Origin of the sequence: Streptomyces guryensis, from assembly GCF_021261325.1 — a bacterium.
Classification (GTDB): Bacteria; Actinomycetota; Actinomycetes; order Streptomycetales; family Streptomycetaceae; genus Streptomyces; species Streptomyces guryensis.
In genome coordinates, this window is the sequence record NZ_JAJSBI010000015.1 from 45,379 (window position 1) to 69,634 (window position 24,256).

Genomic DNA, 24,256 nt, shown 5'->3' on the forward strand with positions numbered 1-24,256 from the left:
CCACCCCTCCCGCCCGTACGCACCACCAGGAGAATGCAGTGGCCCGGCGCCCCCTCCCCCGCATCCTGAGCAAGGACAACGCGCAGATCGCCCGGATGCAGATCGCCCGGAGCCGGGAGCTGGCCCGGACGGCGGCCGACAGCGCCACAGACGTCCTCCACCCGCTGATCACGATCACCCGCGGTCTGCGCCGACTGGCGGCGGCCGCGCGGCACAAGTGGGCCGACACCCCCAAGGACAGGCGCGGGCCGCTGCTGTTCCTGGCAGCCTCGGTGGTGCTGGTGGTGGCACTCGTGCCCTATGGCCCGCTGCTCGCCGTCATCGGTCTGATGACGGCGGCAGCCCTGCACGGCCGGGACCGCGAACCGGCGGCACCCGAAGGGCCCGACGAGTCCCAGGTGCAGCGCCTCAAGTCGCTGTACGAGGCCCTGATCCCGTACTTCTCGATCCCCGAGGACCCCTCCCCCCTGTACGCCCACGGCGGCGAGTGGGAGAAGGCCTTTCCCGCGTACGAGTTCGACGAGTCGGGCCGGGTCACCCACCTCGTCATCCGCTACCCGGCGTACTTCACCGACGGCGAGGCCGAGTCCCGCACCAGGATCGAGCAGTTGCTGCACGCCAAGTCGGGACGGGGCCGCGAGTACCACTTCGCGTGGGAGGAAGAGGGCAACGAGCTCGCGGTCACGGTGCTGCCTCCGCTGCCCACCGACATCGCCGCCCAGCGATTCGTCACGGCGCCGGGCGAGACGGTCCTCGGCTTCACGGACCCCACCCAGGTCCAGCGCACCCTTCCCCTCACCTACGGGGAGAACAGACGCGATGTTCCGCCGGTCGTCTGGCGCACCGGCATCCGCTCCACCGCACCACACCTCCTGATCATGGGCCAGCCCGGCAGCGGCACCTCGACCCTGCTGCGCTCCCTCGCACTGCAGGCGCTCCAGCACGGCGACGTCGTGATCGTCGAGGGGGGCACCGGCGAGTACGCGTGCCTGACCGGCCGCAACGGCGTCCTGGCCGTCGAGTGCGGGCTGACCGGGGCGCTGACAAGCCTTGAGTGGGCCGCCCTCGAGACGGAGCGCCGGCTCATCGCCGCGAACCGCGCCCGGCAGGCAGGCCACCCGCCGCCGGAGGACACCAAGCGTCCACTGTGGCTCCTCCTGGACCGCCCCAGCGCCTTCACCCACCTCGCCGCCGCGGACGGCCGCGAGGACCCGCAGTCCCTGCTCCAGGTCCCGCTCCGGCACGGCCGCGCGGTGAACGTGACGGTCGTGGTGGGCGAACAGTTCGACCACGCCGAAGCACTCAGCGATGACGTACGGCAGCACACGCGCGCGCGTGTCGTCCTCGGCCCCGCCACGGCCGAGCAGTTGTCAGGGGTCCTGGGGGCCCTTCCGCCCACGACTCCGGCCGTCGATGTCCCGCCCGGCCGCGGTTACGCCCGTCTCGGCACCGGTCCGGTGCACCGGCTTCAGGTGCCGTCGACTCCTGACCCGTACGACGACACGACGAGCGACGCGCACCGGAGGGCGGTGCTGGCGCTGCTGCCGCCGCGGACCGCACCGGTCGACCAGGAACCGGCCGAGGCAAAGACCCTTCTTGCGGCCGTGCCCGTCGAGGCCGTACCCGTCGAGGCCGTGCCTCTCGACGAGGAGCCGGTGGAGGCAGAGCCGGTGTCTGCGAAGGCCATGGCGGCGGAGGCGCCGTAGGTTCACCGCCCGGGGCCGCGGTCCTGGGGACCGACGCCCGCCCCGGCAGAAACCGCCCGCAGCTACGCCACGAAAGTCCGCGGCGACTCCCCGCCCCCCGACACCCCGCTCGCCACCAACCGCGCCGCAGCGGCCAGCCGCACCGCCGCCTCGTCGGCGACCGCACCGGCCACGGTGAACGGCAGCCGCACATACCCCTCGAAGGCACCGTCGACCCCGAAGCGCGGCCCGGACGGCACCCGCACCCCGACCCGCTCCCCGACCTCGGCGAGCCGGGAGCCCGACAGCCCCCCGGTCCGCACCCACAGCGTCAGTCCGCCCCTCGGGACCTCGAACTCCCAGTCGGGCAGCTCCCGCCGCACCGCGGTGACCAGCGCGTCCCTGTTCTCCCGGGCCTGCCCGCGCCGCACTTCCACGGCCTGCTCCCAACCTCCGGTGCTGAACAGCCAGTTCACGGCGAGCTGCTCCAGTACCGGGGTGCCCAGATCGGCGTACGCGCGCGCGGCGACCAGGCTGCGGATCACATCCGGTGCCGCGCGCACCCAGCCGATGCGCATCCCCGCCCAGAAGGCCTTGCTGGCCGAGCCGACGGTGATCACCGTGGAGCCGGCAGGGTCGAAGGCACACACGGGCCGCGGCATCTCGACACCTTCGTCCAGCCAGAGCTCGCTCATCGTCTCGTCGGCGATCAGCACCGTCCCCGCCGACCGGGCCGCCTCCACGAGCTGACGCCGCTGGTCGTCGTCGGCGAGGGCGCCGGTCGGATTGTGGAAGTCGGCGACGATGTACGCGATCCGGGGTGCGGCGTCACGCAGCACCTGCCGCCAGCGGTCCAGGTCCCAGCCGGTCAGCCCCTCGGCCATCGCCACGGGCACCAGCCGCGCCCCCGCCTCCCGCATCAGCTGGAGGATGTTGGCGTACGACGGCGACTCGACGGCGACGCGCTCGCCCCGGCCGGCGAAGAGGTGGCAGATCGCGTCGATCGCGCCCATGGCTCCCGTCGTCACCATGATCTGCTCGGGCATCGTCGGGATCCCGCGTGCGGTGTACCGGTCGGCGATCATCGAGCGCAGCGCGGGCAGCCCGGCCGGGTAGTCGCCGTGGGTGTGGGCGTACGGGGGCAGTTCCTCCAGGGCGCCCTGGACCGCGCGGGTCAGCCACGGCTCGGGCGCGGGAAGCGCCGCGGTGCCCAAGTCGATCATCGAGCCCAGGGCCTCGGGCGGCAGGGGTTCCAGGCCGCGCGCGGGGAGCGGGTTCCCGGCCGGTACGGCGGTCCAGCTGCCGGCGCCGCGCCGGGACTCCAGGAATCCCTCGCTGCGCAGCGCCTCGTAGGCCGCCGCGACCGTCGTGCGGCTGACGGACAGGGACAGAGCCAGCTCGCGCTCGGCGGGCAGCCGGGCGGCCACCGGAACGCGGCCCTCCAGCACCAGCAGCCGGATGCCGTCGGCCAGCGCACGATAGGCGGGCGGGCGGCGCGTCCCGGGGCCGGCCGGGCGGTCCTGCTGGGAGTTGAGCAGCCGGGCGAGCTGCGCCGCCCCCATCGCCGAGGTCCACGACGCCATGGAAATCAGTCCACCTTCCCTGAATTGGCCATGGATGATGTTTCCACCCAAGCCTCAGGGTGTCACGAACCAGTCCACTACGACCACGGGGGCACCTCTTGTCCACGAAGAACCGTCTCGGACGACGGTTGATCCAGCTCTACGTCGGGCTCGCGCTGTACGGCGTGAGTTCCGCACTCCTCGTGGAGGCGGGCCTGGGACTCGAACCCTGGGGGGTGCTGCACCAGGGCCTGGCCAGGCTCACCGGCCTGACCATCGGTGTCGTGTCGATCGTCGTGGGCGCGGCGGTGCTGCTGCTGTGGATCCCGCTGCGCCAGCGCCCGGGCCTCGGCACGGTCTCCAATGTCTTCGCCGTCGGCCTCACCATGGACGGCACGCTCGCCCTCGTCCCGGCCGTGCACTCCCTGGCCGTACGGATCCCTCTCCTGCTGGCCGGCATCCTGCTCAACGGCGTGGCCACCGGGCTCTACATCTCCGCCCGTTTCGGGCCGGGCCCGCGGGACGGGCTGATGACGGGCCTGCACCGGCGCACCGGCCGCTCGATCCGGCTGATGCGGACGGCGATCGAGCTGGCGGTCGTCGCGACCGGCTTCACCCTCGGCGGCACCGTCGGCATCGGCACGGTCCTCTACGCGGTGTCGATCGGCCCGCTCGCCCAGCTCTTCCTGCGGGTGTTCGACGTCCCGCCGGCATCCGGCGGCAGCACGGTGGTTGCCGAAGGGCAACCCGCCGGGGCCATACTGCGACGGTGACCACCCGGATACGCCACCCCTATCTCGACCATCCCGGCCCGATCGCCTTCGCCCACCGGGGCGGGGCAGCGGACGGCCTGGAGAACACCGTGCTGCAGTTCCGGCGGGCGGTGGAGGCGGGCTACCGCTACATCGAGACCGACGTCCACACGACGGCGGACGGCAGGCTGGTCGCCTTCCACGACTCGACCCTGGACCGGATGACGGACGGCGCGGGGCGCATAGCGGACCTGCCGTGGAAGGACGTGAGCCACGCGCGCGTGGCGGGCAAGGAGCCGGTGCCCCTCTTCGAGGAGCTGCTGGAGACCTTCCCCGAGGTGCGCTGGAACGTCGACCTCAAGGCGGAGACCTCGCTCCACCCCTTCCTGGACCTGATCGAGCGCACGCGCGCGTGGGACCGGATCTGCGTCGGCTCGTTCTCCGAGGCGCGCGTGGTGCGTGCCCAGCGGCTGGCAGGTCCGCGCCTGGCGACGTCGTACGGCACACGTGGGGTGCTCAACCTGCGGCTGCGCTCCTGGGGCGTCCCGGCCGCGCTGCGCGCCTCCGCGGTCGCCGCTCAGGTGCCCGAGGCGCAGTCCGGCATCCAGGTCGTCGACCACCGCTTCGTCCGCGCCGCCCACGCGCGCGGGCTGCAGGTGCACGTGTGGACCATCAACGAGCCCGATCGCATGCACCGGCTCCTGGACCTGGGAGTCGATGGCATCATGACCGATCACATCGACACGTTGCGCAAGGTCATGGAAGAACGCGGCGTCTGGGCCTGAGCTCCCGGCGGCCCCTCCCCCGAGCCTTCGCACGGCACTTCAGCGGGGAAGCGAGGGCACGGGTGAGCACCGACACCGTGCGGACGGACGTCATCGACAGGCGGCGCGAGCAGCGCGGCTGGTACTTCTACGACTGGGCCTGTTCCGTCTACTCGACGAGCGTGCTCACCGTGTTCCTGGGCCCCTATCTGACGGCGGTCGCCAAGTCGGCGGCGGACCCGGACGGTTTCGTGCATCCGCTGGGCATCCCGGTGCGCGCCGGCTCGTTCTTCGCGTACTGCGTCTCCGCGTCCGTGATCGTGTCGATCCTGGTGATGCCGCTGGTGGGCGCGGCAGCTGACCGCACGGGACGGAAGAAGCCGCTGCTCGCCGCCTGCGCCTACGTGGGAGCGACGGCCACCACGGGCCTGTTCTTCCTGTCCGGGGACCGCTATCTGCTGGGCGGCCTCCTGCTGATCGTCGCCAACTCGTCCGTGGCCGTCTCGATGGTCGTCTACAACTCCTACCTGCCCCAGATCGCACCGCCCGAGGACCGCGACAGGGTCTCCTCGCGCGGGTGGGCGTTCGGCTACGCGGCCGGCTCGTCGATGCTGGTCGTGAACCTGGTGCTGTTCACCGGGCACGACTCCTTCGGTGTCTCCGAGTCGACGGCGGTGCGCATCTGCCTGGCCTCCGCGGGCCTGTGGTGGGGCGCCTTCACCCTCGTACCGCTGAAGCGTCTGCGCGACCGCCGTACGACGTACACGGCGCCGGCGGTGCACGGCTGGCGGCAGCTGGCGTCCACCGTCCGGGACATGCGCGGCAAACCGCTCACCCTCGCCTTTCTTCTCGCCTACCTCATCTACAACGACGGCATCCAGACGGTGATCTCCCAGGCGTCGGTGTACGGCTCCCAGGAGCTGGGCCTGAGCCAGTCCACGCTGATCACGGCCGTGCTGATGGTCCAGCTGCTGGCGGTGGCGGGCGCGCTGGGGATGGGAAGGCTGGCCCGGACGTACGGAACCAAGCGCACGATCCTCGGCTCGCTGGTGGCGTGGACCGTGACCCTGGGGGCGGGGTACTTCCTGCCGGCCGGAGCACCGGTGTGGTTCTTCGTGCTGGCGTCCGGGATCGGTCTCGTGCTGGGCGGCAGCCAGGCCCTGTCCCGCTCCCTGTTCTCGCATCTGGTTCCGCCCGGCAAAGAGGCCGAGTACTTCTCGGCGTACGAGATGAGCGACAGGGGCATGAGCTGGCTGGGACCGCTTCTGTTCGGGATCACCTACCAGTTGACCGGAAGTTATCGCGACGCGATCATCTCGCTCGTGGCCTTCTTCGTCATCGGATTTGCCCTGCTCGCACGGGTTCCGGTGCGGCAGGCGATCTTGGATGCAGGCAATCCGGTTCCCGAGACGATTTAGCACTCGCGGCGAAAGGGCTGTAGTGTACGCGTTTGGCCTGCCAGGCGTACCGTTACTGCGCGTCAAAGATGCCGAAACGCTGAGTGACATCTGCTAGCAGATGTGACAAACCGGGCGCTGGTGGGTACAACAAGGGGCGGCTACGACGGCGACGCATGACCCGGAACGGGACACGGAACGGGAATCTTTACCGCCGACCGGACGTTGACCGGATGACGACGACAGCGACACCTGTCCTGTGGGCGACAAGCCCGGGAGGCACGATTCATGAGTGAGCGAGCTCTTCGCGGCACGCGCCTCGTGGTGACCAGCTACGAGACGGACCGCGGCATCGACCTGGCCCCGCGCCAGGCCGTGGAGTACGCATGCGAGAAGGGGCACCGGTTCGAGATGCCCTTCTCGGTCGAGGCGGAGATCCCGCCGGAGTGGGAGTGCAAGGTCTGCGGGGCCCAGGCACTCCTCGTTGACGGCGACGGCCCTGAGGAAAAGAAGGCCAAGCCCGCGCGTACACACTGGGACATGCTGATGGAACGGCGCACCCGCGAGGAACTCGAAGAGGTCCTCGAGGAGCGCCTGGCCGTTCTCCGTTCGGGCGCGATGAACATCGCGGTCCACCCGCGGGACAGCCGCAAGTCGGCCTAGTTCCTGCCGGGGTCGGGCGGACAACAACGACGCAAGCGACTGCGGGCGTCCACGTGGAGATTCACGTGGGCGCCCGCAGTCGTGTGTCCTACGGCGTTCTCAGCGGGTCAGCGGCGGCTTGGGCCCTGCGGGGCGTCTCCGCCCGGCTCGTCCCTGATGACCTCGCCCTGGACGACCTTGCCGTCGGGGCGGTGGATACGGGCCTGCTGGAAGGCGTCACCGAAGCTGCCCGCGCCGGCCTCGCGCAGCTTGCGGTCGAGGGTGCGCTCGGTGAAACGGCTCAGGGCCTTCTGGACGGGGGGGATCAGCAGGAGCAGACCCATCGCGTCCGAGATCAGGCCGGGGATCATCAGGAGCAGCCCGCCGAGCATCAGCAGGCCGTTGCCGCCCCCGCTCTGCGGGGTGCCGCCGCGCTGCAGCGCCTCGTTCAGGTTCTGGAAGGCGCGTCGGCCCGCCTTCTTGATCACCGCGGCACCGAGCACGAAGCCCGCGAGCAGCAGCAGAAACACGGTGAACCCGTTCGAGGCGCCCGCGACCACGGTCAGCAGCCAGATCTCCAGCACCAGCCAGGCCGCGACTCCGAGCGGCAGGAAGGTCCGCAGCCGGGAGCGCCGGGGCCGGGCGGGATACGTGGGGGTCGGAGCACCTGTCGTCATGCATCCAGTGTGCCTGGGCCCGGCTCAGCGCGGCATAAGCGAATGATCAGCCGATCCTGTGAGACCGTGCGCGGGCCCTACCGTGCGGGCCCGCTGCAGGCGGATGGCGGGTCAGGCCTTCTTGGAGCGGCCTGTGACCTTGCCGACCCGCTCCCCCACGCCCCACACCGTGACCCGCCACAGGGCCTCGACGAGGATGTCGCGGCTCATCTTGGAGTCGCCCAGTTCGCGCTCGACGAAGGTGATGGGCACCTCGACGACGTGGTAGCCGGCCTTGACCGCGCGGCGGGCCAGGTCGACCTGGAAGCAGTAGCCCTGGGAGGCGACCTCGTCGAGGCCGAGGCCCTCGAGGGTCTCGCGGCGGAAGGCGCGGTAGCCGCCGGTGATGTCGCGCAGCGGCAGGGCGAGGGCGAGGCGTGAGTAGAGGCTGCCGCCGCGGGAGATGAACTCGCGGCTCTTGGGCCAGTTCACGACCCGTCCGCCCGGCACCCAGCGGGAGCCGAGAACCAGGTCGGCGCTCTTGAGCGCGGTGAGCAGCCGGGGCAGTTCCTCGGGCTGGTGGGAGCCGTCGGCGTCCATCTCGACGAGGACGCCGTAGCCGTTGTCCAGGCCCCAGCGGAAGCCCGCGAGGTAGGCGGCGCCCAGGCCCTCCTTGCCCTTGCGGTGCAGCACCTGGACGTGGTCGTCCTCGGCGGCCAGTTCGTCTGCCAGCTTGCCGGTGCCGTCGGGGCTGTTGTCGTCGGCCACGAGGACGTGCGCCTCGGGGACCGCCTTCCGCACCCGGCCGACGATGGACTTGATGTTCTCCGCCTCGTTGTAGGTCGGAATGATCACCAAGGCCGTGCCGAGCGGGCCGAACTGCCTCCCCTGGGCTTTTGCCGCGAGGGTCCCGTCGCCGTCGTTCACTGCTGCCCCTTCGTGTCCCGTACGCAGACGTCCACCATAGTGGCCACGGCCTGGGATGACGCGGCAGGACGTTCGTATAGTGGTGTCGATTCCACAAGAGCGGGGTAAGAACGCGTTTTCGGGCACATTCGTGAAACTACGGATGGGGGCCCGGCGCTCTTCGGGCCGACCTGGGGCCCGCTGGCTGCGGGTCGACCGAGAGCCGTTGTCTACTGAGCCCGGGCCCCACCCGGGTCACACCTCCCCGACCGGCCGGAACGTTCCCCCGTCGCGGCGCGGGCGCTGAGCCTGGCTCCCAGTGGCGGTGCCCCGGTGCGGCACACCGTCCCTGACCCAGTGGCGCTGCGACGAGTGCGGTAGTTCCCCGGTCGGGCGTCCGGTGGTGGACTCGGCCGAACCTACCGGCCCCCTGCCATCGGCTGTCAACAGCCGTTTGACCTGCGCATTTTGCATCAATGCCCTGGTCAGGGCGGAGGATACGCAGGTCGTGCGACGCCGTTCGGGACGTCGATCGGCGCCGCGCCACCCCGGGAGATCACTCGCCCGGCCGTACGAACACCGTCCGCCCGCCGACCACGGTGCGCAGACAGACGGGCAGGTCGCGGCCGGGGCTGAGGTCGGGCAGGCCGGGGGTGCCGGAGCGGGGGTCGGTGGACCAGCGGGCGACCCGGTCGTCGGGCGCCTGGACCACCAGTTCGTCGGTGCGCCACACCGCGTAGTCGGCGGGTGCGCCCGGCACCAGGACGCCCGCGTCGTCCCGCCCGATGGCCCGCCAGCCGCCACGTGTGTGGGCGGTGAAGGCCGCGCGCACCGAGACGCGGTGCTCGGGCGTGCGGTGGAAGGCGGCGGCGCGGACCGTGCCCCACGGATCGAGTGGCGTGACCGGGCTGTCGGAACCGAACGCGAGCGGGACGCCGGCCCGCAGCAGGGCCGCGAACGGGTTCAGGGTGCGCGCCCGGCCGGCGCCCAGGCGCTGGGCGTACATACCGTCCTCGCCACCCCACAGCGCGTCGAAGGCCGGCTGAACGGAGGCGGTCAGGCCCAGGTCGGCGAAGGCCGCGATCGTCTCGGGTGTGAGCATCTCGGCGTGCTCCACGCGGTGGCGGGCGGCGCGCACACGGGCGAGGCCGACCTTCTCGGCAGCGGCGCGCACACCGTCGACGACGGTGGTCACGGCCGCGTCGCCGATCGCGTGGAAGCCCGCCTGGAGGCCGGCCTCGGTGCAGGCCACGACGTGTGCGGCCACCGCGGCGGCATCCAGGTAGGCGCGGCCCGTGTGGTCGGCGTCGGTGTACGGCGTGTGCAGACAGGCGGTGTGCGAGCCGAGGGCGCCGTCGACGAAGAGGTCACCAGCGGCACCGGCCGCGCCCAGTGCGCGCGCCTTCGCCACGTCCTGTTCGGCCCAGTAGCCGATCACTCGCGGCCCCGTCTCCTGGGCCGCGAGCCGGAGCAGACCGGTGAAGTCGTCCTCGGAGGAGATCTCCGGTCCGGCGCACTCGTGGACGGAGCCGATACCGAGGGAGGCGGCGTGCGCGAGCGCGGTGCGCTGGGCCTCGGCGCGCTGGGCCGGCGTCACGGCTGCGAACGCGGCGGCGCGCACGGCGTGATGGGCGTCGGCGGTCAGCGGGCCGTCCACCGTGCCGAGACCGGCGGTCAGGTCGAGCAGGGCCGTGGTGACGACCGCCGAGTGGACGTCGATACGGGACAGATAGAGGGGGCGCCCCGCGGCGGCCTCGTCCAGTTCCGTGCGCGTCGGGGGGCGGCCGCCGGGCCAGCGGGAGGCGTCCCAGCCGTGCCCCAGGAGCACCTTGTCCTGCGGACGGGCCGTCGCGAAGTCCCGTACCAGGGCGAGGGCCGCCTCCAGGGAGGGCGCGTCGGACAGGTCGAGCCCGGTGAGCGCGAGGCCGGTGGAGGTGGTGTGCACATGGGCGTCGGCGAAGGCCGGGGTGACGAGGGCGCCGTCCAGGTCGACCACCTCGTCGACACCGTCCGCGAAGGCGTCCGCAGCACCCTCCGAGCCGACCCAGGCGACCAGGCCGCGCTCCACGACCATCGCGGTCGCGAAGGGATCGGCGGGGCTGTGGACCTCTCCGCGGCGGAGCAGGACGGTCTTCGGCTCGGGGCTGCGCTCACTCATGGGGAACAGTCTCGCGCCTCACCGGGACCGCCCGGTACGCAGGTCCGCCTTGGCCCGGCCGTCCTGCCCACGGGCGGTCAGATCCGCGGCGGCCGTGCCTCGTACGGCGTGGAGAGGACCACCGTCGTGCGCGTCGAGACGCCCGCCAGCGTGCGCAGGCGCGCCAGCAGTTCCTCCAGCTCGTGCGGCGTGGCCACCCGGACCTTCAGGATGTAGTTCTCCTCGCCCGCGACGCTGTGGCAGGCCTCGATCTCGGGGACCCCGGCCAGACGGTCCGCGATGTCGTCGGGGGCGCTGGGGTCGAACGGTTTGACCGAGATGAACGCGGTCATGGGCAGCCCGACGGCCTCCGGGTCGACCACCGCGGCGTAGCCGCGGATGACGCCACGCTGTTCCAGCCGGCGCACCCGCTGGTGCACGGCCGACGTGGACAGACCCGTGGCCTTGCCCAGGTCTGTGTAACTCATCCGCCCGTCCTTGACGAGCAGCTGCACGATTTGACGGTCCAGCTCCTCCATGACGCAAGAACCTACAGTGCGCTTGATCTCCTCGGATACCTGAGCCGTCCAGGTCATACCCGCTTTGTGATGTGCCCGAGAGCTGCCCGTGAGCCGCCTGTGGGCCGCCTCAGGGACAAACGTCCGCCCCGGGCACCTGCGGGCGGCATGTGACGAAGGACACAGCCGCCGAGACGTCTCCGTGATGCTCTCGTGATTACCGCCCAGACGGGACGGGAAGTGCTTGCTGTGGTCGAGGCCGCAGTGCCCGAACGGCCCACCCGAGGGGGAGAATCCATGCAGAGTCTTAAGCGCCCTGGTCGTACCGCACCCAAGCGGCTCCAGGCGGTCGTCGAGCCCGAGCCGGAGGGTGTCGAACCCGACGCCTTCGAGGACGAACTCGACGCGTACGACACCTTCGAGATGTACCGGGTGATCTGCCCGGACTGCACGCAGCCCATCGCGCTGCTCGCGGACGAGGAGGCCCTGCCGGAGCACGCGCTGTGCGCCTCGCCGTGGAACCCGTTCGGCCTCACGGTCTGCGCCGGAACCGGCCGCAGGGCGGCCGAGGCCCGCTCCGCGGACGAGTCGGCCGAGCCCCAGGAGCAGGACACGGCCCTGCTGTTGACGCTCCCCCAGGGACTCGACTGGCGGACGCAGCCGTTCTCGCACGTCGGCGGGCCGGGTTCGCGCCCGATGCGCGTACCGGCGATGCGCCGTCAGGCCGCCTGAACCGCCTCGCTCAACTCCAGTAGCTGCCCTGCACCATGGCCCGCAGACTGTCGTGGTGCAGGATCAGTGTGTCCGGATCCGCCGGCACGGCGGCCTCTGCGAAGTGCACCTGCCGGTAGGCGATCCGCAGCATGACGATCGCGTGCCGCAGCGCGGCGTACAGGGTGTGGAAGTCCATGTCGCGCGGTGTGTGGCCGGTGAGTTCGGCGTAGCGGGCCTCGACCCGGTCGCGGCGCAGGAAGTCCGGGAGACCGTGCTGGCCGAAGGCGACCGTCAGGTCCTGGAAGAAGCGGTGCAGATAGACGGTCCAGCCGAGGTCGACCTCGCGCGGGGCCAGTGCCGCCATCTCCCAGTCCAGGACCGCGGCGGGGTCGAAGCCGTCGTAGACGACGTTCCCGATGCGTGCGTCGCCCCAGTTGAGTACCGGTGTGCCCGGAGCGCTGGGCCAGAGTTCCTCCAGCCGGTCGAACGCGGTCTCTATGAGCGGTGAGCGCTCGCGCCCGTCGACGACCCAGTCGTAGTAGGCGCGTTGGGCGGTGACATGGCGGCGCAAGGCGTCGCCCTCGCCCGGGAGGGCGAGGAACTCGGCCTTCGTGGGCGGCACTTGGTCGTGCAGTCGGGCCAGCAGCCCGATCGAGGCGGCCTCCAGATGCTCGCGCTCGGCGTCGCCGGCCGCGTGCAGCCAGTTGCCCGCGTACGTGTAGGGCATGACGTCGGGCGGCACGCGCCCCTCGACGCGCTCCATCACGAAGAACGGCGCCCCGAGCGGGCCGGGATCCTCCTCCAGCCACAGCACCCTCGGCACCGGCAGATCCGAGTGCTCCGCCACGACGCGCATCGTGCGGTACTGGCGTGGCATGTCGTACACCGGGAAGACGGTGTACGCCGCCGGGTCCGCCGCGAGCCTCAACACGCAGGCCCGCACCGGCGGTTGAGGGTGTTCGATGTCGAAGAGCAGGGTTTCGCTGGACATGCCGTTGGACTCGGGGACGGTGACGCCTACCGCCCTGGCGCCGGGCAGGCGGGTGGAGAGCCAGGCGGTGAGGCGGCGGGCCAGGTCCTCCGGGTCGCGGGTGCTGGTGCGGGGGCGGGGCGCAGTGGGTGCCATGTCACATACCACCTACGGTGCGACCGAGTTGAAGTCCGTGAACCCGCTCGGATCGTGCCGTCCGAACGATCCGTGCTCGAAGATGCCGTACCCGACCCGCCCGTCCAGCCGGAAGCGGGCGGCATGGTCGGTGACCCCGTAGGCGGCCTGGGCGTGCGGCTGCGTCAGGTCGTACGTACGGCGGTCGGTCCAGCCGCGGCCCCGCCAGGTGCCGTGCTGCCAGTCGTCGGCGGGCGGGTAACCGGCGCCGATGGCGAGCGGCGAGGAAGTGAGGATCTCGACCTCCAGTTCCTGCGGTTTACGCAGGTCGCCGAGGTGGATGAGGGCGCGGCCCGGGTGGCGGGTACCCGAGCGGTAGGTGATCTCGGTCTGGGGCCAGCCCAGTTGACGGTCTCGGTGGCCGAGCCGCACGAGAGTGGCGTCGTTCAGGGAGCGGTAGCCGTCGGCGTCCTCCTGGACGACGACCATGAGGAAGCGGTCCTCGAAGCGGACCGGGCACCACAGCCAGTGAAAGCCCTCGGTCGGGTGCTCCTCCGCCAGGCGACCGCCCTCCTCCCCCGGTACGGGCCGCACGCCCCAGCTGCGGTCGCGGGTGCCGGTCCACTCGTCGGCGGTGACCCGGAACTCCTCACCCGCGGCGCGGATCACGCCCTCCACCCCGCCCGCCTGGACGAAGCGGCGCCCTTCGAGGGTGAGCCGGTCGCCGCGGCGCTGGAGGTGGTGGGGTTCCCACAGGGCGGGGAAGTCGGCGGTCCAGGTGAGGTCGTACGACAGCAAGTCGTCGTCCGCCGTCAGCCGCAGTCGCCGCAGCGGCTCCTCGACCTCGATCCCGAGCGGACCGACGGCGAGCCGCATGCGGTCCTCGCCGAGGGCGTCCGAGGCGCGCACCGCGTGCAGGTCGTCCCCGGTCCGCAGGGTCGCGTACGCGTCGATCACACCGAGGTTGGGGTACACCCCGAGACCCGCGATGAGCAGCGCGCGCCCCTCGTGGTCGAGGACGTGGAAGATGCAGCGGTCGTAGGCGTTCCGGTCTCCGGTCGCCATGTGCTTCATGGACAGCGGGACCTGGTGCACGGGGTACTCGTCGAGTGGTACGGGGCGGTCGTCGGCCACGCCAAACCTCCCTGGAGACGGCTGAGCTGACGGTACGTCAGGCAGCTGGCCGAGACCAGAGAGGGAGCCGGACGTCCGGGAACTCACGCTCGATTCCGCGGATGGGTGACCTGTCCGCGTACCTCCGCGTTGCCCTGGTATGACCCCCACCTATTCCGTGATCGGGCGTCAGCGCCGCGTGTTCGTTCCGCCCCCGCAGGAACGGTTGTGCCGGTGCCGCCGCATCTGCAGGATCCGCCGATCTACCGCGACCTGATGCGGGCCTGGGCCGACCGGGGCCGCACCCTGCCGGGCCGCCACGACCCGGAGTGGATCAGGCTGGCGGCCCCGCAGGTCACCAGAGGCCAGTTCAGCGCGTTTCAGGACCCGCGAGGTGACGGGCGATGACCATACGCTGGATCTGGTTGGTGCCCTCGACGATCTGCAGCACCTTGGCCTCGCGCATGTAGCGCTCGACCGGGAAGTCCGCGGTGTAGCCGTACCCGCCGAGGACCTGCACGGCGTCGGTGGTGACCTTCATCGCGGTGTCCGTGCAGTGCAGCTTGGCCATGGCCGCCTGCTTGGCGAAGGGCCGCCCCGCGTCACGCAGTCGCGCCGCCGCCAGATACAGCGCCCGGCCCGCCTCGATCTGGGTCGCCATGTCGGCGAGCATGAAGCGCAGCCCCTGGAAGTCGGCGATGGGCCGCCCGAACTGCTGCCGCCCGGTGGCGTACGCGACCGCCTCGTCCAGCGCCCCCTGGGCGAGGCCGATCGCACAGGCCGCGATGCCGAGCCGGCCCGAGTCGAGCGCGGCCAGGGCGATCGCGAAGCCCTGGCCCTCCTCGCCGATGCGGCGCTCGTCCGCCACCCGCACGCCGTCGAAGTGGACCTGCGCGGTGGGCGAGCCCTTCATCCCCATCTTCTTCTCGGGCACGGCGCCGGTCAGACCCTCGGCATCACCCGGGACCAGGAAGGCGGTGATGCCACGCGGCCCCTCCTCGCCCGTCCGGGCCATCACCGTGTAGAAGTCGGCGATCCCGCCGTGCGTGATCCAGGCCTTGGTGCCGGTGATCACCCACTCGTCGCCTTCGCGCACCGCCTTCGTACGAAGCGAGGCGGCATCGGAGCCGGACGACGGCTCGGACAGGCAGTAGGCGCCCAGCAGGCCGCCGCCCAGCATCGCGGGCAGGTGCTCGACCTGCTGTTCCTTGGTGCCGTAGGCGGCGAGCGCGTAGGAGGCGAGCGTGTGCACGCTGACGCCGAGGCCGACGGTGAGGCGTGCCGCGGCGAGTTCTTCGAGGACCTGGAGATATACCTCGTAGGGCTGGTCGCCCCCGCCGTACTCGGAGTCGTACGGCAGCCCGAGCAGTCCCGACTCCGACAGCAGCGTGAAGACCTCACGAGGGAAGCGTCCGGAGTCCTCCTCCTCGGCCGCCTTCGGAGCGATCTCGCGCTGGGCGATGTCGCGGACGAGCGAGATCAGATCCCGGGCCTCGTCCGTGGGCAGTTGACGGTCCACCGGCTGCGGGGCGCGGTCGGGCATGGCGACGCTCTCCTCCCTGTTCGGGCACATCGGCCGACGTGCGCCCTGGGTGGGGGCGGCTCCGCCGGGTCTTTCCGGGCCGGCCGATGCTCGCTCTCCCGGGTCTCGGAAGCTGCTGACCAGCGGCTGTGCGCTGTGAGTATGCCCGATCGCAGGCACCCCGTCACCAGTTAACGACCGCTTACTTCAAGAATATCGCGGCCACCCACCGCATGCGATGTCCGACGGAAGGTGACACGAGGCGCCGCCGCCTCCGCCAGGCTGCCGCCATTCGGTCCACGGGTCCTCGAAGGCAGCCACGGGGACATGCGGGCAGGGCGCCCACGGCCACGGAAGGTGATCAAGACCAAGCGCCTGGCTACCGACTTGGTGGGCGGTGAGCCGACCAAGAAGATCAACTGGCCGCAGGAGTACGGCAGTCGGGGTGGGCGGAGGCGCCCCCCTCGCTCAGGCGTCGCGGCGGGCCGGGGCGGGAGTGGGGTAGGCCGGGTCCAGTTCCTCGATGGCGCGCAGGGCGCCGCCGAGCTGTTTCACAAGGATTTCGCGCATCTGTTCGCGGGACAGCTGGGGGCGGTCGATCCAGTCGAGGGTGGCACCCTCCACGCCGCACACCCAGGCGAACAGGCCCATGCGGGCGAGCGGGGCGATGTCCGTACGGCCGTACGCCCCTTCGGCGACGGTCGCCACTATCGCCTCGCGCACGCCGTCCCGGATCGCGTGCACTTCGGCGTCGAAGCCGACACCGCCGCTGACGACCGCGCGGAAGGCGGCCTGGTTGTGCTCGGCGTAGCGCAGATAGCCCTCCATGGTGCGGTGGACCCGGTCCAGCTGCTCCAGTTCCAGCTCGCTCGCCGCGAAGGTGACCAGGTCGGCGACCGAGTCGTTGATGATCGCCAGGTAGTAGCCGCGCTTGGACTGGAAGTAGTAGTAGATCAGCCCCTTGGCGACATGCGCCTGCCGCGCGATGTCGTCCATCGAGAGCGCGTCGTACGACGTGTCGGCGAACAACTTCCGCCCGATGGCGATGAGTTCGGCTCGACGCGCCAGCGAGCGTTCGGTGCCGCGCGCCCGGGGTCGGGTGGCGTCGCTGTGTTCGCTGATCTTCAATTTCGACCCTGGTCTCGGGCAGGTTGCGGGACATCCGCAGTATGTCAGAACAACAACGTCCACTCGTTCGAGTCGGATCGACGAGCGGCAGCAGGCGGGGCCGGGCCTTGCTTGCGTCAGATCACAGCAGGCCGAGCTGGGTGACGAGCATCGCGACGACCATGACGAGGGTCCAGCCCGAGACGTGCTCGAGGATCTTCGGGCCGTCGCCCTTGGGACCGCCGGTGCGGGTGCGGGCGGCGCGGGCCGAGTGTGCGGTCATGGCGTCTCGCTGAGGTCGGACGTGCGGTGGACTCCCCCGGGCTTCTGTCCACTTTGCCACCTGGAGCGGCATGTGCGGCGGAGACATCGGTCACACGGGAAAGGCCCCGGTTTCCCGGGGCCCTCGCCCATGGCTCAGCGCACGCCCACCGCTGCGAGCGCCCTGCGCCGGCGGGGTGTGAGCCGCGCCGGGAAGTACAGGTAGCAGACCCCTCCGGTGCCGGAGACGACCTTGCCGGAGGCGTTGTACCGCTTGGTCCTGAGCCAGATGTTCTCCCACTCGCGCCGCTTGTAGACACGGCGTACCGCGTCGTCGCTCGGCGAGAACGGGTCGTTCGCGATCACATCGCCGTCGGCGGTGAAGCCGATGACGGTCATCAGGTGCCCCGCCGTGCCGTAGCCCGCCCCCGTCAGCTCCCCCTTGAGGAACGACTGGGACGTTATGGCCGGGATGCCGGCCGCGATCAGCGTCTCCAGGTCGGTGAGCGAGCCGAGCCGGGTGACCACGCCCTGCAGGCCCTTGTACGTGGCCGCGTAGGCGGCGTTGAACGGCCAGTTGCCGCAGCCCTCGTACTGGTAGTCGTAGGTGAAGCGGGCCGCGTGGTCGACCTGGGGGCCGGCGTAGCTCGGGTCCACCCAGGCCAGTTGCTCCGGGGTGAGCCTGCCTCCCCAGTACTCGATGATCATCTGCGAGGAGGTGGGGCTGCACCAGGCCTCGCCGCCGTTGTCGTACTCGGGGTACTGGCCCTTGTGGATCTCCTGCGAGTAGCGCGGGACGATCAGTTCCCTGGCGAGGCCGGGCGTGGAGGCGGGCACGGTGAAGCGGTCGGGGATGTCCGAGCCCATCGCGCCGAGCCGCCACACGGTGGGCGTGAGCTTGCTGCGTGGCTTGCGGTACAGGGTGAGGCGTAGGCGGTACGAGACCAGGCGCAGCCCGGTCGTCGCGTCGTCGATGGCGAAGGTGTCCGTCCAGATGGCGCTCTTGCCGTCCTTCTGGTCGTCCACCGAGGTCCGCTTGATGTCCTGGTCGCCGGCCGCCCAGCGGCCCATCACGTACCAGGGGGTCTGCGTGCCGTCGGAGTAGGTGCCGTGCAGCTCGACCTGGAGCCAGGTGCCGGCCGGGGTGTGCGCGTTCCAGGAGGCGATCACCTCGGTGGCGGGCACGCGGAGCCTGTGGACGGGGGACGTCCAGACCGCGTACTCCCAGGCGGCGGTCGTGCCGGTGTGCGGGTCCGTGTAGTCGGTGGTGCCGGCGGGGGCGGCGATCACCACGCCGGGGCGGGCGCCCCCGACGGCGCGGGTGCCCTGCGCGGCGCCCGTCGACCAGTCCCCGTACGAGGTCCAGGCTCGGTAGTCGACCGCGGGGATCCCCCTGCTCGAACGAAGCCGGGAGTGGGGAAGGGACGGGGCCACGGCGGACTCCTCGGCGTCGGCCACGTCGGCGGTGACGGCGGGGCCCACCACCGCGGCGGCCAGCGTGGCAGCCAGGACGGTTCTGCGGGACGGCTGTTCGGCTCTGTTCATGGCGGAGCGACCCCCAGGTGTCCGAGTCGGGCAGGTCCGAATGCGCGGTAGCGCTGTGCTGTGGTGCGCCAACTATGGCCGCAGGGGAAACGTCCTGCCAGCACTTCGGCCCGTGCCACGCCCACCAATATTGGTCTCGACCACTGGCATGACCTGCAGGGCCGTCCGGCCCGGCGCACACGGGGCGCCGGGCCGCAGGCTCAGATCAGGTCCATCGCCGCGACCTCGTCGGGCCGCCCGTAGCTGACCGGCCCCTGGAAGCGACGGCGGGCGGTGGCGAACCACCAGACGGTGGCGACGACCAACACGACGGCTAGGGCGATCGGCGCGTAGTTGAAGGAGTCGACGGTGATCGGCGAGGCCTGCGGAAGCATGAACAGGACGCTGCTGAGCAGGATCCAGGCCACGGCGATCACGCCCACGGGCTTGCTCCAGCGGCCCAGGTGCCAGGGGCCCGCCTGGAACTCGTCGCCCAGGCTCAGCCGGAGCAGGATCGGCACGGCGTAGGCGAGGAAGAGCCCGACGACGTTGACGCTGACGATGGCGGTGAACGCCGTGTGCGACCACCAGCCGGGCAGCACGAGGGCCAGCGAGCAGGCCACCGCGAGCCAGACGGCCTTGACCGGGGTGCGGGTGCGCGGCGAGACCGAGTGCCACAGACGGGAACCGGGCATGGCGCCGTCGCGGGAGAAGGCGAAGATCTGCCGGGTGTTGCTGGTGAGATTGGCGAGACCGCAGAAGAGCATCGCGCCGATCACGATCAGCAGGAGCACCTTGGCGGTGGTCAGGCCGAGACCGTCGATGAGAATCTGGACGGGCGGAGCGGACGCGCTCGCCACATGGCCGTAGTCGTGAATGCTGTAGACCAGTGCGAGCATCAGGATCAGACCGGTGATCGCCGAGTAGCCGATCGCACGGGTGATCCCCTTCGGGGCGTTGACCGTGGCCCGCACCGTTTCCTCGGACATGTGGAAGCTGCCGTCGAAGCCGGTGAAGGTCCAGCTGGTGACCAGCAGACCGAGCATCCCGCCGTAAAGCCCGTTGGTGAAACCGGTGTTGTTCGCGAAATGCGTGACGAACGAGGCCGACCGGTGCTGGCCGGGTCCGACGATCAGGGCGCCGACGATCACCACGAGGCCGATCAGCAGCCACCACACGGAGATCCGGTTGAGGAGCGCGACCAGTTGGACGGTGTAGGTGTTGGCCAGTCCCTGCAGCACGATGAGCAGTGCCGTGATCAGCACCGTCTGGTGGGTGGTCGGCACGTAGGAGTGCCACTGCAGGGCGATGAAGGCCTGGATGAAGGTGGCGGCGGCGTAGCCGGTGGCGGCCGTGCCGCCGATCTGACCCACGAAGTTCAGCCAGCCCGTGTACCAGGACCAGGCGCCCTTGTGCCGTTTGGCGAGTTTCCCGGCGGAGAAATACAGCGCGCCGCTCGTCGGATAGGCGGAGGCGACTTCCGCCATGGCGAGCCCGACGAAGAGCACCATGACGGAGACGCCGATCCAGCCGAAGACGAGAATGCGGGGGCCGCCGGCGTTCAGCCCGAATCCGAAACCGGAGAAGATTCCCGAGAGGATGTTGATGATGGTGAATGAGATGGCGAAATTGTCGAACGCCTGAAATCGACGGGTGAGTTTCCTCGGGTAACCCATCTCATGAAGTACGGCGTCGTCGTCCGATATCCGTTCCGGCACAGGGCGGCCTTTCTCTCTGCGGGGGGTCTACGGGGGGACAGGGAGGCCGCAGGCGCGGCGGGCCCGGGACAGTTGGTCAACGGGGTCTCCGAAGGCGGACCAGGGCATACGGGAGGCATACGGCCCCATCGCCGCGAAGACCGCGCGCGCCTCGAACTCGCGCTTGCCCATGACCAGGGCGTGCGCGAGGTAGGCCAGGTCGAGCACCGGGGTGAAGCGGTAACCCGGCATCGTGGGCAGCCAGTTCTGGTAGATCGCGAGGGCGGTGGAGCGCCACTGCGGCTGCTCCCAGACCCGGCCGGCGAGCAACTGGGTCGGGTTGTAGCTCTCGACGAGGGCGACGAGGGGCAGCAGGCGCAGCGGGGAGTCGGCGGGTGCGCGCTGGCCGAGGAAGGCGGCGACGTCCCAGGCGGCGTTCACGGAGCCGCCGTGCCGGGTGAAGAAGCAGGCCAGGAAGCGGTGGTGGGCCTCGCGGTGCCATGGGTCGAGCGACAGGACGTGCGCGAACAGCCGCCAGGGGCCGGGCGGCGCGGTCAGCAACCCGCGCGGGGCCGGGTCGGTCAGCCGGTGCAGCCGAGCCATGGCCAGCCGGGCCGTCCAGGGCGTGGGATCGGCCGGGTGCGCCCCCGCCGCCCGGTCGCAGGCGGTCAGCGCGATCCGCTCCAGGGCCCCGGCCCGCTCGTCGTGCGCGTCGGCCGCGCGCAGCGCCCGCAGCACCGCCACCCGCGCCCACAGCAGCGCGGCCTCGGCGGTCGGCTCCTCGGCAAGCCAGCGCTCGGCGAGGTCGGAGTCGGCGGCCTCGGAGGCGAGGACCAGGGAGCGGTGGGCGCGCAGACCGAAGTCGCCGTGTGTCTCGGCGAGAGCTTCATGGGCGCTCCGGTATCGGCCGGCGCGTATGTCCACGCATACGCTCGCGAGCAAGCGGTCGTCGGCCGCCGGATGCCACACATACTGCCCTTCGAATAACCCAGCGACCATCTGCTCCTGTCTCCCCGTACGACGCCTCGCAGTTGTGCACCTCGCACCTTACTCAGCAATGGGTGCAACCGGAACGCGGTTTTCGAGAAGGCAAGCCGAGTTTCCGGTCGGGATTAACACTGGCTCGCGGCCAGCCAACAACTGGTTCAAAGCGGCACTATTTTCCGACCCGCCCATTCGCCCCGATTTCACCCACGACTAGAATGTTCCTGTCGAATATGCCCAACGCTCCAGCCAGCCAAGGAACGGCCATTCACGACCTCGCCTCCCGGCTCCACCGTCTGCCCCCGTCCTGCGGCCCGGTCCGCCTGATCGGCGTCGACGGACATGCCGGCTCCGGAAAGTCCACGTTCGCCGGGCGGTTGGCCCGGGCACTGGACGGGGCGCCCGTGCTGCGCCTCGACGACATCGCCAGCCACGACGAGCTGTTCGAGTGGACCGGGCGACTGCTGGCCCAGGTGATCGAACCGCTGAGCCGCGGCGAGAGCGCCCACTACTCCCCCTACGACTGGCACACCCGCTGCTTCGGACCACCGCGCACACTGCCGCCCGCCCCGGTGGTCCTCGTCGAGGGCGTCGGCGCGGGCCGTCGCGCCGTGCGCCCGTACCTCGCGGCACTGCTGTGGATGGAGTTGCCGCACGAGGAGTCCTGGACGCGTGGACGGCAGCGGGACAGGGAGGAACAGCGGGAGTTCTGGGCCGGATGGGTCAGGGCGGAGCGGCGGCACTTCGCCGACGACCCCTCGCGGCCGTTCGCCGACCTCCTGGTGCGGCAGTCGGAGAAGGGTTACGAGGTGCTCCCGGGACCCGTGAACACTGCTGGACCGGACCAGACACTCACGCACGGTGACGGACCAACGGCAGTGTGCTGAACTTGTGAAGACGCCCGCCGGAGAACTTGCCGGAGTGCCTCAACTCCGCTTGACCGGGCGGCCGTACAGGACTTACGTTCTCAATGTGCGGCCATTCGAAGCCGCCCACAGTCGCGAAGCCCCCGGTTGTTCCCCCGTGATCGGGGGCTTCGTTCTGCCCGCACCCTGTTTTCCGGACGCCCCGCGGCACATTTCGCTCACCCACCGTTACCGTCCGAAGCGCGCCCCGTCTGCTCCCACCTCGCCAAACGGCCCATGCGGCACCCTTCGGCGGGCGACACCCCCGCAGGTACGATGCCCTCGGTGCGACCTGATGGACGGCTGCGCGCACCGCAACTCCGGTCCGCGGTACGGCGGTTCGATCAAGGCGGCCGGCGGACAGCGGTCCGGCGGTCAACCGACGGGGGCACGGTTTGTGGGGGACGTGATGGATTTCGGCATGCAGGGCCCCGAGGCCCCGGCCGACCTCGCCTGGCTGCGGGGTGTGGACGCCTACACGATGGGCGCCTATCCGCAGGCGGAGGAGGAGTTCCGGGCCGCGGTCCGGATGGATCCCGGGATGGCCGACGGCTGGCTCGGACTGCACGCGCTGCGCGTCGACACGACGACCGCGCTGTTACGGATGTTCCGGCACCGGGACCGCTTCGGCGAACAGCGCGCCCGGCACCGCCGCTCCCTCAACTCCTGGTACTGGCTCGGCTGGTGGGTGCAACCCGTGCTGGAGAGCCCGCGCGATCTGCTGCTCGCACACGCCTCGCACTGGCTGGACGGCCGGCATGTCCCGGAGCTGGACCGGGCCCTCGCCGGTCTGCCGCCCGTGGACACCGACCCGCAGGTCCGCTTTCTGCACGCCTGCCGCGCCTACCTCGTCAAGGACTGGGACCAGCTCGTCCGCCACACCGACCCGCTGATCGACGACGCTCTGCTCGGTATCGAGGCAGGCCTGTTCGGCGGCATGGCGCGGGTCCGCCTGGAGATGTACGGGCAGGCCGAACCGCTCCTGTCGTCCGCCCTGATGCGCTGCCGCAGCGAACAGCCGCAGCGCAAGGAGCTGCGCTACTGGCTGGCGCGCGCCCACGAGGGCACGGGCCGCTCGGCCGCCGCCCTCCCCCTGTACCGGGCCGTGCACCGCGTCGACCCCGCCTTCATGGACACCTCGGCCCGGCTCGCGGCGATCGCCGAGGGCGACGGGTACGACGAGGTCACCGACCTCGCCGCGATCACGCTCTCCGGCGGCCAGGACGCCCTGGAGGGCCCCGACACCCTGGACCCGCTCTTCGGCGCCGAGGGCCGGGACCTGAGGCTCTCCGAGTCCGACCTCCCGCCGGTCGGCCCGCTGCCGTCGGCGATCGACCCGGCGGTGCGCGAGAAGACCGTCGGCTCACCGGGATCTCCGCTGCCGGCCGGCCCCACCGACCCCGTCCTGCTCGAGGAGGCGCTCGCCGAGCTGGAGCGCATGGTGGGCCTGGAACCGGTGAAGCGACAGGTCAATGCGCTGTCGGCCCAGTTGAACATGGCGCGGCTGCGCGCCGGCCAGGGTCTACCGGTGCAGCCGCCGAAACGGCACTTCGTCTTCTCGGGCCCCTCCGGCACCGGCAAGACAACGGTCGCCCGCATCCTCGGACGCGTCTTCTACGCCCTCGGGCTGCTCGGCGGCGACCACCTCGTGGAGGCGCAGCGGGCCGACCTGGTCGGTGAGTACCTGGGCCAGACGGCCGTGAAGGCCAACGAACTGATCGACTCCGCGATCGGCGGTGTGCTGTTCGTCGACGAGGCGTACTCGCTCTCCAACTCCGGCTACGGCAAGGGCGACGCGTACGGCGACGAGGCGTTGCAGGTACTGCTGAAGCGGGCCGAGGACAACCGTGACCACCTGGTGGTCATCCTGGCCGGCTACCCGGAGGGCATGGACCGCCTGCTGGCCGCCAACCCCGGCCTGTCGTCCCGTTTCACCAGCCGCGTCGACTTCCCCTCGTACCGGCCGCTCGAACTCACCTCGATCGGTGAGGTGCTGGCTGCCGAGAACGGCGACGTCTGGGACGAGGAGGCGTTGGACGAGCTGCGGTCGATCGCCGGACATGTGGTCGACCAGGGGTGGATCGACGAGCTCGGGAACGGGCGGTTTCTGCGGACGCTGTATGAGAAGAGCTGCGCGTATCGGGATCTGCGGTTGTCGACGTATCCCGGGGTTCTGTCGCGGGACGACTTGTCGACACTGCGGCTGCCCGATCTGATGCAGGCGTACGGAGAGGTGCTGTCGGGGCGGGGGCCCCAGGATCCGTCAGGAATGTGAGCTGCGCCCAAGAGCTCGGTGCCTGCGGTC

20 protein-coding genes and 1 pseudogene are annotated in these 24,256 nt (G+C 70.9%); 8 read left to right on the forward strand and 13 right to left on the reverse strand.

Annotated features, from left to right (window positions below; translation table 11 throughout):
* Positions 1 to 38: 38 nt before the first annotated feature.
* Entirely contained in the window at positions 39 to 1,706 is a 1,668-nt protein-coding gene (locus LJ657_RS27360) for a P-loop NTPase family protein (protein WP_232651420.1), read from the forward strand.
* A 62-nt stretch (positions 1,707 to 1,768) separates the two neighbouring features.
* Here LJ657_RS27360 and LJ657_RS27365 read toward each other — a convergent pair whose 3' ends face one another.
* Positions 1,769 to 3,268: an SCO1417 family PLP biosynthesis transcription factor gene (locus LJ657_RS27365; protein ID WP_232651421.1), complete on the reverse strand. Its 1,500-nt coding sequence runs from the start codon at positions 3,266 to 3,268 to the stop codon at positions 1,769 to 1,771.
* Positions 3,269 to 3,366: 98 nt separating this feature from the next.
* Between LJ657_RS27365 and yczE the strand changes: the two genes are divergently transcribed.
* From yczE to LJ657_RS27385, 4 genes are all read left to right on the forward strand, one after another.
* The gene (yczE, locus tag LJ657_RS27370; RefSeq protein ID WP_232651422.1) at positions 3,367 to 4,020 is read left to right on the forward strand and encodes a membrane protein YczE; all 654 of its coding nucleotides are present in this window, start codon (positions 3,367 to 3,369) and stop codon (positions 4,018 to 4,020) included.
* Positions 4,017 to 4,784 (forward strand): glycerophosphodiester phosphodiesterase family protein, encoded by a 768-nt coding sequence (locus tag LJ657_RS27375; protein WP_232651423.1) that lies wholly within the window; start codon positions 4,017 to 4,019, stop codon positions 4,782 to 4,784. The genes yczE and LJ657_RS27375 overlap by 4 nt, the downstream gene beginning before the upstream one ends.
* A gap of 62 nt (positions 4,785 to 4,846) precedes the next feature.
* On the forward strand, positions 4,847 to 6,181 hold the full coding sequence (locus LJ657_RS27380; RefSeq protein WP_232651424.1) for an MFS transporter: 1,335 nt from the start codon (positions 4,847 to 4,849) through the stop codon (positions 6,179 to 6,181).
* Positions 6,182 to 6,448: 267 nt separating this feature from the next.
* Positions 6,449 to 6,823, forward strand: a complete 375-nt coding sequence (locus LJ657_RS27385; protein ID WP_003977404.1) for an RNA polymerase-binding protein RbpA — start codon at positions 6,449 to 6,451, stop codon at positions 6,821 to 6,823.
* 99 nt (positions 6,824 to 6,922) lie between these two features.
* Here LJ657_RS27385 and fxsA read toward each other — a convergent pair.
* The 4 genes and pseudogenes from fxsA to LJ657_RS27405 form a co-directional block, all read right to left on the reverse strand.
* A pseudogene (fxsA, locus tag LJ657_RS27390) lies at positions 6,923 to 7,479 on the reverse strand (FxsA family membrane protein).
* A 111-nt stretch (positions 7,480 to 7,590) separates the two neighbouring features.
* Positions 7,591 to 8,385: a polyprenol monophosphomannose synthase gene (locus LJ657_RS27395; RefSeq protein ID WP_232651425.1), complete on the reverse strand. Its 795-nt coding sequence runs from the start codon at positions 8,383 to 8,385 to the stop codon at positions 7,591 to 7,593.
* A 535-nt stretch (positions 8,386 to 8,920) separates the two neighbouring features.
* Entirely contained in the window at positions 8,921 to 10,522 is a 1,602-nt protein-coding gene (locus LJ657_RS27400) for an amidohydrolase (RefSeq protein ID WP_232651426.1), read from the reverse strand.
* 77 nt (positions 10,523 to 10,599) lie between these two features.
* A complete protein-coding gene (locus LJ657_RS27405; RefSeq protein WP_232651427.1) occupies positions 10,600 to 11,040 on the reverse strand; it encodes an Lrp/AsnC family transcriptional regulator in 441 nt (146 codons plus the stop codon).
* A 276-nt stretch (positions 11,041 to 11,316) separates the two neighbouring features.
* Between LJ657_RS27405 and LJ657_RS27410 the strand changes: the two genes are divergently transcribed.
* Positions 11,317 to 11,751 carry a hypothetical protein gene (locus LJ657_RS27410; protein ID WP_232651428.1) on the forward strand — a complete coding sequence of 145 codons (435 nt, stop codon included), beginning with the start codon at positions 11,317 to 11,319 and terminating at the stop codon, positions 11,749 to 11,751.
* Between the two features lie 10 nt (positions 11,752 to 11,761).
* Here LJ657_RS27410 and LJ657_RS27415 read toward each other — a convergent pair whose 3' ends face one another.
* The 8 genes from LJ657_RS27415 to LJ657_RS27455 form a co-directional block, all read right to left on the reverse strand.
* Positions 11,762 to 12,859 (reverse strand): phosphotransferase family protein, encoded by a 1,098-nt coding sequence (locus LJ657_RS27415; protein ID WP_232651429.1) that lies wholly within the window; start codon positions 12,857 to 12,859, stop codon positions 11,762 to 11,764.
* Between the two features lie 12 nt (positions 12,860 to 12,871).
* Positions 12,872 to 13,972: an Rv3169 family protein gene (locus tag LJ657_RS27420; protein WP_232651430.1), complete on the reverse strand. Its 1,101-nt coding sequence runs from the start codon at positions 13,970 to 13,972 to the stop codon at positions 12,872 to 12,874.
* Positions 13,973 to 14,321: 349 nt separating this feature from the next.
* The gene (locus tag LJ657_RS27430; RefSeq protein WP_232651431.1) at positions 14,322 to 15,494 is read right to left on the reverse strand and encodes an acyl-CoA dehydrogenase family protein; all 1,173 of its coding nucleotides are present in this window, start codon (positions 15,492 to 15,494) and stop codon (positions 14,322 to 14,324) included.
* 447 nt (positions 15,495 to 15,941) lie between these two features.
* Entirely contained in the window at positions 15,942 to 16,601 is a 660-nt protein-coding gene (locus LJ657_RS27435; protein WP_232651432.1) for a TetR/AcrR family transcriptional regulator, read from the reverse strand.
* Between the two features lie 121 nt (positions 16,602 to 16,722).
* On the reverse strand, positions 16,723 to 16,863 hold the full coding sequence (locus LJ657_RS27440; protein WP_232651433.1) for an SCO1431 family membrane protein: 141 nt from the start codon (positions 16,861 to 16,863) through the stop codon (positions 16,723 to 16,725).
* A gap of 134 nt (positions 16,864 to 16,997) precedes the next feature.
* Positions 16,998 to 18,386, reverse strand: coding sequence for a C39 family peptidase (locus tag LJ657_RS27445; RefSeq protein WP_232651434.1), 1,389 nt, complete (start codon positions 18,384 to 18,386; stop codon positions 16,998 to 17,000).
* A 200-nt stretch (positions 18,387 to 18,586) separates the two neighbouring features.
* Positions 18,587 to 20,041 (reverse strand): amino acid permease, encoded by a 1,455-nt coding sequence (locus LJ657_RS27450; RefSeq protein ID WP_232651618.1) that lies wholly within the window; start codon positions 20,039 to 20,041, stop codon positions 18,587 to 18,589.
* Positions 20,042 to 20,110: 69 nt separating this feature from the next.
* A complete protein-coding gene (locus LJ657_RS27455) occupies positions 20,111 to 21,061 on the reverse strand; it encodes a hypothetical protein (protein WP_232651435.1) in 951 nt (316 codons plus the stop codon).
* Positions 21,062 to 21,279: 218 nt separating this feature from the next.
* On the opposite strand from LJ657_RS27455, the gene LJ657_RS27460 reads away from it, so the two are divergent.
* Both LJ657_RS27460 and LJ657_RS27465 read left to right on the forward strand, forming a co-directional pair.
* Positions 21,280 to 21,933, forward strand: coding sequence for a uridine kinase family protein (locus LJ657_RS27460; protein ID WP_232651436.1), 654 nt, complete (start codon positions 21,280 to 21,282; stop codon positions 21,931 to 21,933).
* A gap of 427 nt (positions 21,934 to 22,360) precedes the next feature.
* On the forward strand, positions 22,361 to 24,226 hold the full coding sequence (locus LJ657_RS27465; RefSeq protein WP_232651619.1) for an AAA family ATPase: 1,866 nt from the start codon (positions 22,361 to 22,363) through the stop codon (positions 24,224 to 24,226).
* Positions 24,227 to 24,256: the final 30 nt, after the last annotated feature.